This is a genomic window from Idiomarina sp. ST20R2A10 (assembly GCF_051842345.1).
Classification (GTDB): Bacteria; Pseudomonadota; Gammaproteobacteria; order Enterobacterales; family Alteromonadaceae; genus Idiomarina; species Idiomarina loihiensis.
Window position 1 is genome coordinate 1 of record NZ_JBNIEY010000023.1, and the last position, 1686, is coordinate 1686.

The following is a 1686-nucleotide window of genomic DNA, read 5'->3' on the forward strand; positions in this document are numbered from 1 at the left end:
GGTTTGAGCCCGAATCAGGCAGAGCAAAAATACTGGATTAACTATAAACCGGTGGCCAGTTTTTCTTGACCACTACAATATAACTCAAGACCATACTTTTAATGAGTATATCTTTATCTGGCAACCTGACAGTATTCAAGCAGGTTCTCAGAAATCAAGTGATACATTTTTATTCTTGAAGTCTAGTAAAGCTGCACATATCGAGTTCACTATATTTTGTGATCAATTCGAAGCGCCCAAAAAAATCATTTATTACATCACTCCGCCTGATAAAACAAGAAATATCAAACTGTCAGAGCTGCAATCTGAAGATAAGGAATTCGATAAACTTGCAAACGAGTGCATTATGGATGGTTATTTTGATAGAGAATTCGAAAGGATGAGAGCGAGATTTGATCATCAAGAAGAAGAAATACTTCCATAGAATAGAAATAAAGAAATAGGGATCCTCAGTCCCTATAACTCTATCTCGACAACGCCGAGGCCAACATCTCCCTGAGCGGCTCCTATGTAACGCAACTTCACTGCCTAAGGGCTGTGACGCAGCATTTTCATTACACTGGCGATGTCGTTCGTGCTCTTATAAAGGTGGTAGCCTCGGTTTTCTCGCATTGAGTGAGTACCCAGTATAATACCAACTCCCTTGCCAATCTGGACGAACGCCCTCGAAACGTGATTGCAACTAATTGGAGCCTCATCCAAGCCGAGAGACCATTGGTTTCGGTTCCTTTCCCTACCAGCGTCAGGCCGGTCATCGTTCATGCTTTCAAGTTTGATGGACAGGAAACCCGAGAGCCTTAACACTAGGTTCACACCCAGATCCCAAACATCAGCAACCTGCTGATCGTAGGTTGGGTAGGTAGGTAATTAATTTGACGGTTACCCGCTTGTACTTCCACCATGCTCGAATTCTTTTTTTGCTGTAAGACGTGATTTTCAGTACTTAAGAGGGTATAAAAGGAGAAATAGCCTGGCATTAGTGAGTTTGCTTGTTCCCATTTCCTTATTTTAGGAACTTAGTAGTAATCAAAACAGAACCACTCTTTTTGATGATATATCTTTTAAATTATGGGAAGTTCAAGCTTTGATTGAGAACGACTTTTAATTAATGTACCGTAGTGACGCCTTTTTAAACCGTAGGTAATGATGCTTAGACTAGGATTTTTAATACTGGTGCTTGTTGCTGTTCTGACTCAAATCAGTCAGGCGGTTGCTGATGTGCATCAATCTCACCAGTCCTCTTCTGAGCAACACCTCAATTTTGAGCATGACGAATCCCACATCGATAAGCGCAATCTCCCTAAAAGTGGAGAAATCAGCTTTGACTGCCATCACTGCTGTCACTGCCATGGCTCGTTTCATCTATATGCGATGAAGACTGAAAAAACTCTCGCGTTGCCACGAATGGGAACAATGCGCCCTGGGTACACGCAATTCTACACTAATCCACTGTCATCACCACTGTTCCGGCCTCCTATCTCCTCATAACTGCCTAATAAGCTGCTATAGCAGCGCAAAAAAATCATTATTTTACGCAGTAATATGACTGAGGAGTCTATCTATGGGTCCGTTTTCGACACATAGCAAACGCTTGCTTGTTGCCGTAAGTCTGGCAATAAGTTCAAGCTACGCCAATGCACAACAGTTGCCCGAGCAATGGCAACAAACTGTGCAGCAACACCCCAG

1 protein-coding gene is annotated in these 1686 nt (G+C 42.6%); it reads right to left on the minus strand.

Annotation, left to right across the window (positions count from 1 at the left end):
* Positions 1-1164: 1164 nt before the first annotated feature.
* Positions 1165-1350 (minus strand): hypothetical protein, encoded by a 186-nt coding sequence (locus tag ACP7H9_RS14140; RefSeq protein WP_034733748.1) that lies wholly within the window; start codon positions 1348-1350, stop codon positions 1165-1167.
* Positions 1351-1686: the final 336 nt, after the last annotated feature.